This window comes from Mesorhizobium sp. M7A.F.Ca.MR.362.00.0.0, assembly GCF_004023175.1.
Classification (GTDB): domain Bacteria; phylum Pseudomonadota; class Alphaproteobacteria; order Rhizobiales; family Rhizobiaceae; genus Mesorhizobium.
Window position 1 is genome coordinate 1 of sequence record NZ_RZTF01000319.1, and the last position, 7,371, is coordinate 7,371.

Annotated in this window: 7 protein-coding genes; 1 reads left to right on the forward strand and 6 read right to left on the reverse strand. The window is 63.5% G+C overall.

The window, feature by feature from the left end:
• The 3 genes from EOC06_RS28325 to EOC06_RS28335 all read right to left on the reverse strand — a co-directional run.
• Positions 1-422: homocysteine S-methyltransferase family protein (locus tag EOC06_RS28325; protein ID WP_164898782.1), on the reverse strand; the 422-nt coding region annotated here is incomplete at its 3' end.
• Entirely contained in the window at positions 419-2,872 is a 2,454-nt protein-coding gene (locus EOC06_RS28330) for an FAD-dependent oxidoreductase (protein ID WP_128309352.1), read from the reverse strand. The genes EOC06_RS28325 and EOC06_RS28330, both read right to left, overlap by 4 nt.
• Positions 2,873-2,892: 20 nt before the next feature.
• Entirely contained in the window at positions 2,893-3,456 is a 564-nt protein-coding gene (locus EOC06_RS28335; protein ID WP_127269323.1) for a helix-turn-helix domain-containing protein, read from the reverse strand.
• A gap of 204 nt (positions 3,457-3,660) precedes the next feature.
• On the opposite strand from EOC06_RS28335, the gene EOC06_RS28340 reads away from it, so the two are divergent.
• Positions 3,661-4,365 carry a nitroreductase gene (locus tag EOC06_RS28340; RefSeq protein ID WP_164748979.1) on the forward strand — a complete coding sequence of 235 codons (705 nt, stop codon included), beginning with the start codon at positions 3,661-3,663 and terminating at the stop codon, positions 4,363-4,365.
• Between the two features lie 11 nt (positions 4,366-4,376).
• Here the strand turns inward: EOC06_RS28340 and EOC06_RS28345 are convergent, their stop codons facing one another.
• The 3 genes from EOC06_RS28345 to EOC06_RS28355 form a co-directional block, all read right to left on the reverse strand.
• Positions 4,377-5,819, reverse strand: a complete 1,443-nt coding sequence (locus tag EOC06_RS28345; RefSeq protein ID WP_128309353.1) for an MFS transporter — start codon at positions 5,817-5,819, stop codon at positions 4,377-4,379.
• Between the two features lie 175 nt (positions 5,820-5,994).
• Positions 5,995-6,597, reverse strand: coding sequence for a sarcosine oxidase subunit gamma family protein (gene soxG / locus EOC06_RS28350; RefSeq protein WP_128309354.1), 603 nt, complete (start codon positions 6,595-6,597; stop codon positions 5,995-5,997).
• Positions 6,590-7,371 (reverse strand): aminomethyltransferase family protein (locus EOC06_RS28355; protein WP_245470148.1); only part of this gene is annotated, 782 nt, incomplete at its 5' end. The genes EOC06_RS28355 and soxG, both read right to left, overlap by 8 nt.

Below are 7,371 nucleotides of genomic sequence, written 5' to 3' on the forward strand. Positions count from 1 at the left end.
TCACACAGGAACAGGTCGACGCCATCGGCCTGCTCGGCAACGATGCGGCGGTAAATATCGAGCGTGTCCTCGAAGGAAATGGTCAGTGCCGGTGCATAGCTGCCGAAAAGCGGCGACAGGCAACCGGCGATGGCTGCATCGCCGGCCTCGTCGCGGGCCTGCCTGGCCAATTCGATGCCGCGCTTCTGCAATGGCTTGAAGAGGTCTTGCGCACCTTCACGCGCCAGGCGTTCGGGCGTTGCCGAATAGGTGTTGATGGTGATCACGCGGGCGCCGGCGCGGATGAATTCCGCGTGCAGGTCGCGCACCAGATCCGGTTCGTCGATCAGCACCCTGGCCGACCAAAGCGGTGTCGGCTCGGATTTGCTGCGACGGACCAGTTCCTGGCCCATGCCGCCATCGGTGAGGATGATTTTCTTCATGCGCGCAGCCTTTCGTTCTTCGGATCCCACAACGGTTCATCCTTCTGCACGATCGCCTGAAAGCGGTCACCGAAGATTTCGACCTCGACTGATGTGCCTGGCTCGGCCAGATCGGCGCGCAGCATGCCGAGCGCGATCGATTTGTCGACCCGGTGGCCCCAGCCGCCGGACGTCGTCTCGCCGACGATCTTGCCGTCATGCCACAGCGTCGACACCGAAGGGGCGTCGCAGTCGCCCGGGTTCTCTATAACCAGCGTGACGAAGCGCTTCTTCACGCCTTGCTGCTTTTCGTTCTGGAGTGCAGCCTTGCCACGGAAATCGGGCTTGTCCCATTTGACGAAGCGCTCCAGCCCGCCCTGCAGGATCGAATAGTCGGTCGACAGGTCGCCCTTCCAGGTGCGGTAGCCTTTTTCAAGCCTGAGCGAATCCAACGCATACATGCCGAATGGCTTCAGCCCATGTTGCTGGCCTGCCGCGCAGACGGCGTCGAAGATGGCTGATGTGTCGTCCACCCTGGTGTGGATTTCCCAGCCGAGTTCGCCGGCGAAGGAGACGCGCACGAGTTTGGCCCAGCGACCGGCGATCTTGGTTTCCTGATGCGTCAGCCATGGCAAAGTGAGGTCGGCTTCGCAGACATCGGCGAGGATTTTCCGCGAGTTGGGGCCGGCCAGGATCTGGGTCGAGAATTCCTCGGTCCGGTCGATCAGCCTGAACGGCGCATCCTTGGGCATGCGCGACTTCAGCCATTCGAAATCGTGCCACTGCGCGACCGCCGCGGTGATCAGCGTCATCAGGTTGTCGTCGTGGCGCACCACGGACATTTCGGTGACGATGCGGCCCTTGTCGTCGGCGAAATAGACGAGACCGAGGCGGCCGGGCTTCGGCACCAGGCCGGTGACCTGCAGGCTCAGCCATTCGGCGGCACCGGGACCGTCGAGGTTGAAGCGCGAGAAGCCCGGCAGGTCCAAAATGCCGGCGGCGTCGCGCACGGCCAGGCATTCCTCGCGCACGCGATGATGCCACGGTCCGTCGCGGCGGAAGGTCAGCGTGGCTTCCTCGGAAATGTCATCGCCGTCTTGTGCGTACCAGGTGGCCCGCTCCCAGCCATTATAGGCGTCGAAGCGGCCGCCGAGCGCCTTGATGCGATCATGGATCGGCGACAGCTTGCGGTCGCGGCCTTCCGGCCAGGCATGGCGCGGGAACTGGATGGCATACTCGTTGCCGTAGATCTCCATGCCCTTGGCGACGCAATAGTCCGGCGCCGAGGCAAAGGAGGTGAAGCGGCGCGGGTCGCACGACCACATATCCCATTCGGTCTGGCCCTCTGTCACCCATTCGGCCAGCACCTTGCCGGCGCCGCCACCCTGGGCAATGCCGAAGGTGAAGACGCAGGCCTCGAAGGCATTGGGAACGCCGGGCATCGGGCCGATCAGCGGATTGCCGTCCGGCGTGTAGGGGATCGGCCCGTTGATGACCTTGGACAGGCCGGCGGTGCCAAGGATCGGCACGCGGGCGACGGCATCGGCCAGATAATGTTCCAGCCGGTCGAGGTCGTCGGGGAACAATTGAAAGGAAAAATCCTCCGGCATCGGGTCGTTGTGGGTGGCCCAATGCGCGCGGCAATTGCGCTCATAGGGGCCGAGATTCATGCCGTTCTTCTCCTGGCGCAGATAGTAGGAGGTGTCGACGTCGCGCAGCAGCGGCAGTTTCTTGCCGTGTTCCTTCGACCATGCCGCCAGCTCGGGGATCTCCTCGAACAAAATGTACTGATGGCTCATCACCATCATCGGCACGTCGCGGCCGAACATCCGGCCGACTTCGGCGGCGCGGTAGCCGGCAGCATTGACGACGATCTCGCAGCGGATCTCACCTTCCGCCGTCTCGACCACCCACTCGTCGTTCTCGCGGCGCACGCCTGTGACCGGGCAGAAGCGGATGATCTTCGCGCCCATGTCGCGCGCGCCCTTGGCCAGCGCCTGGGTGAGCTGCGCCGGATCGATGTCGCCGTCGCTCGGGTCGTAGAGCGCGCCTTTCAAATCATGCGTCTCGATGAAGGGATAGCGGCGCTGGATCTCGTCGACGCCGACGATGTCGATGTCCATACCCTGGTAGCGGCCCATGCCCTTGGCGCGCTGAAATTCCTGCATGCGCTCTTTCGTGTGGGCAAGGCGCAGCGAGCCGGTGACGTGATAGTTCATGGGATAGTCGACCGCGTCGGCCAGCCCGCGATAAAGCTCGGTCGAATAGCGCTGCATGTTCATCAGCGACCAGGACGAGGAGAAAGTCGGCACGTTGCCGGCGGCATGCCAGGTCGAGCCCGAAGTCAGCTCGTTCTTTTCCAAGAGCACGCAGTCGGTCCAGCCCGCCTGGGCGAGATGGTAGAGCGCGGAAGTGCCGACGGCACCGCCTCCGATGATCACCACGCGCGCCGTGCTCGGCAAACCCGCCATGTTCTTCTCCAAACTTGAACTCAATAGACGGGTGGTGAAACCACCCAGATGACAATTGCAGGCTCCGCGCCCGGATTGCGCCAGCGGTAAGGCTTGCCTTCAAAGCGAAAGGAGTCGCCTTCGCCAAGCCGATGCCAGACACCTCCGATCTCGATGTCGAACAGCCCGGAGGCGACGTATCCAGCTTCTTCGGTCGGCCGCTGCGCCTCGGCCTTCAGTTCCGCGCCCGGCGCGAAGACCGAACGCACCATCTCGAAGCTACCGCCGAGATCGGGCGACAGAAGCTCCTCCACCAGGCCGGATTCGCTTGTGCCAAGCGTGCGGCGCCTGCCAGCGCGCACGACCACGCCGCGCTCGCTTTCGACAGGTACGTCATGGCTGAAGAACAGGCTGATCGGCACGCCGAACAGTTCGGCGAAGGCTCGGAGGTCACCGAGCGACGGCGTCGACAGACCGCGCTCGACCTGGCTGACCCAGCCGACCGAACGGCCAAGCTTCGAGCCGATCTCGGCGAGTGTCAGCCCGCGCGCCTTGCGCAGGGCCCTGATATCGCCGGCCAGCACGCGTTCGTCAGGTACCTGCAATGTTCTAGCGGTAGTCGAAGGCAAAGCGCTCACTTTATGAAAAAATCTGGCCAAATTTCATGAGAAGTCAAGCTCATGAAAAAATCAAGTAGATTTTCACGGATGCACAAGATTTGCTTGCGCGATTTTGACGGTTCATGCAAAGGCTCCGCCGAGAGCGGCGAGTGGGGACGTCCGATCGAGACAAAGGGTAAGGGACGGCCCATGCTGGAAAATAACCCCCGAATTGCGGGCGATGCCGAGATTGTCGACGAGGCGATCCTGTCGCGCCGTTCGGTGCGCGCATTCCTGCCCGACATGGTCGACGACGAAACCATCCGCGCCATTCTGGCGGTTGCGGCGCGTGCCCCATCCGGCACCAACATGCAGCCATGGAAGGTCTATGTCACCAAGGGCGAGAGCAAGCAGCGGATATCAGACGCCATTCTCAATTCCGGCATTCGCGCCGAAAAAGCTGATTGGGACGAGTACCGGTATTATCCCACGCAGTTCTTCGAGCCGTATCTGACCCGCCGCCGCGCCAACGGTTTCGGCCTCTATGGCGCGCTCGGGATCGGTCGTCGCGAGGTCGACAAGATGCGCGCCCAGCACGACCGCAACTTCGTCTTCTTCGACGCCCCGGTCGGCATGATCTTCACCATCGACCGCCGCCTCAACCAGGGTTCATGGATCGACTACGGCATGTTCCTGCAGAACATCATGGTCGCAGCTCGGGGCAGGGGTCTGCACACCTGTCCGCAGGCGGCCTTCGCGCCCTATCACCGGCAGATCAGGCCGGTGCTCGACATTCCGGACGAAGAGATCGTCGTCTGCGGCATGGCGCTTGGTTATGAAGATACGTCAAAACCTGAAAACGCCTTCCGCACCGACCGCGTGCCGCTGGAAGAGTGGGTCACGTTCAGCGAATAAGCCAGCCAGCCTCATTCGGTATTCATCTGTGCGCCGTGGCCGCTGACATGGGCACCGTCCTGTGGCGTCAGCTTGAGGTAGGCAAGCAGCGCGCAGAGCGTGATGATGCCCTCGATGACGAACAGGATGCGGAAATCGTCGGCGACGGCTGGACCGCCGCCGGCCAGAAATGACAATACCGCCGCAGCCAGACCGACGCTGATCGCCACCGCCAGCTGCCATAATATGTAATAGAGCGCGCTGAAGCGGGCGAGCTGCTCGGGCGCGATGTCGGAATAGGCGAGATTGCCGGTCGAGGCCCATTGCGCGGAGCGGAAGACGCCGAAGACGAAGATGTAGGTCAGCACGATCCACACCGGCGTGGTCGCCTGCATCAAGGCGAAGCCGGCGACCATGGCGGCAACGATGGGCGTGTTGTAGACCAGCACGCGGCGAAAGCCGAAACGGTTGAGGAAGCGCGGCATGAAGAAGCGCATGGCCACGGAGCCGACCGCGGCGACGAAGGTCAGCGATCCCGCCTGCACCGCGCTCATGCCGAAGCCGAGCTGGAACATCAAGGGCAGCAGGAACACCACCGAGCTGAGTCCGATCGTATCCAGCCCGCCGCCGGTGAGGAACGAAATGCGGAAGGTGCGGATGCGCAACAGCTTGAGATCGAGCAGCGGATTGCGCACGCGCAGGCAGTAGAACGAGGCGATGGTCAGGATGACCAGCGCCAGCGCCAGTTCTGCGGCGATGATGCCGCCCGCGGCATCCTTGGCAGCAAGCGAATCCATGCCGAAGACGAGCAGGACCATGCCGCTGCCGACCAGCAGGAAGCCCGGAAAATCGAACGGCGTGCGCACGGGCTTGGTCATCGTCGGAAACAGCGAGGCGGCAAGAATTGCCGCCGCCAGCGCGAACGGCACGTTGATGAAGAAGATCCAGCGCCAGGAAATGTAGGTGGTCAGCGCGCCCCCGACGAGCGGACCGACCAACGGTCCGGACTGGCCAGCCAGCGAGATGTACATGTTGATCTTCAGCGTTCGGCTGCGCGGAAAGGTCGACAGGATGACGACCTGGCCGAGCGTGCCCATCAAGGCACCGCCAAAGCCTTGCAGCGCGCGGGCGCCGACCAGCATCCAGATGTTGTCGGACAGCCCGCAGAGCGCCGACGAGGCGGCGAACACCAGCAAGGCAAAGCAGTAGACGTTGCGCAGGCCGAAGCGATCGGCGGCCCAGCCGCCAAGCGGCATCGAGATGATCAGGCTGGCGACATAGACGGTAATCAAGAGGCCGAGCTGGCTGGGCGGACGGCCGAGGCTTTCGCTAATGCCCGGCAGCGCGGTCACCACGACATTCTGGTCGAGGCTGGTCATGAACACGCCGCAGGCGACCGTCAGCGGCAGCAGGAGCAAGACTCTGGCCGGCACATCGGCGCGATCCGTGGCGCCGGCGGATAGTTCTGCGGTCATGGAGATGTTCGAACCAAACGAATGTGCCGACTCTTGAAGAAGGGATTTCATATCCCTCGGGCCGGTTGGGCGGCCACGTTTTCGCACCATGGGCGCCGGCGGCCAGATTCTCTAGCGGCAGAAGCGGCTGGCGTTGATGCCAGATGTGGGCAACGCGGCCATCCGGCCGCGCCGCCTACTGCACCTCGTAGCCGACTTCCTCGCTGGCATGGCAGAGCGCCTTCCAGAAAGAGCGTGCAAACGAGCGGAAGACATAGATGTCGAACTGGTCGGCGCTGGTGCGCTGGATCTGGGCGAAGATGTCGTGATGGGTGGTCGAACGGCCGGTGCCGACCGGAAAGGCCGGCAGCGCGAAGTCGATGGCGAAGAATTTCGCCAGCACCCATTCGGCCTTCGGCCCGGCAATGCGGATGGCGGTGCGGCCGTGCGAGAGGTCGGTCACGGTGCCAATGGCGGGGGTCACCACTTTGGCAAAGGCCGCAGCCAGGCCTTCGGCTTCATCGGCAACGGTGAACTTTCCCGGCGCGAAGCCGAACACCGATTTCACGCCGTCGCTCAAGCCGCCGCCGGCGCCATCGGGCAGGGCAAGCCCGGTGACGGTGCGGATGGCTGCTATCAGCTTCTTCTCCTCGCCGGGCCACGCGGCGAGCTGCACGATCGAGCCCGGCCTTGTCTCGGTCAGGATGATCTCGACGCCGTGCTCGAAATTGCCGTGCGAGCCGACATGGAATTCAGGCTCAAGCGGCGACAAGGGTTCGGGTGATTGGCGCTCAACCATGCATGCGGCTCCCGTCCGGATCGAAGAAGTGGTTGGAGACGATCTCGACCGGTCCGAACCGGTTGCGCAAGGGATCGGAGACATGAGCGCGCGTGCCCTGCCGTGCCTTGCCGCCCTTGACCAGCGCCAGCGCGATATGCCTGCCGAGCGCCGGTGAATAGCAGCAGGCGGTGATGTGACCGATCGAGCCGTGCGGATTGGCCTCGTCAACCTCCTCGACGATGTGCGCGCCGCCATTGAACGGCCGGTTGTCGAGGGCGATCAGGCCGACCAGTTCCAGGCGATCAGACGCGATCAGGCCTTCGCGATCCATCATCGCCGAGCCGATGAATGGCTTCTTCTTCGACAGCATCCAGTCGAGATGCAGGTCGCGCGCCGTGGTACGGCCATCGATCTCGGCGCCGGTCACATGGCCCTTTTCGATGCGCATCGTGCCCAGCGCTTCAAGCCCGTAGGTGACCAGCCCGAACGGCTTGCCTGCTTCAACAAGCGCTTCCCACACATGGGTGCCGTACCCGGCGCCGGAATAGACCTCGAACGCCATTTCACCCGAGAAGGACAGCCGGCAGACCATCGCCGGCACGCCTGCTATCTCGCCGCGCACGATGCCCATGAAGGGCAAGGCGGCATTGTCGACTGCGGTGCCGGTGACACAGGCGGCGAGGATCTGCCTGGCCTTCGGCCCGCCGATCGCGGCCCCCGCCCATTCGTCGGTCACCGAGGTGACGTGGACTTTCAGCTCCGGCCAGATCACGTCGAGGAAATATTCCAGAT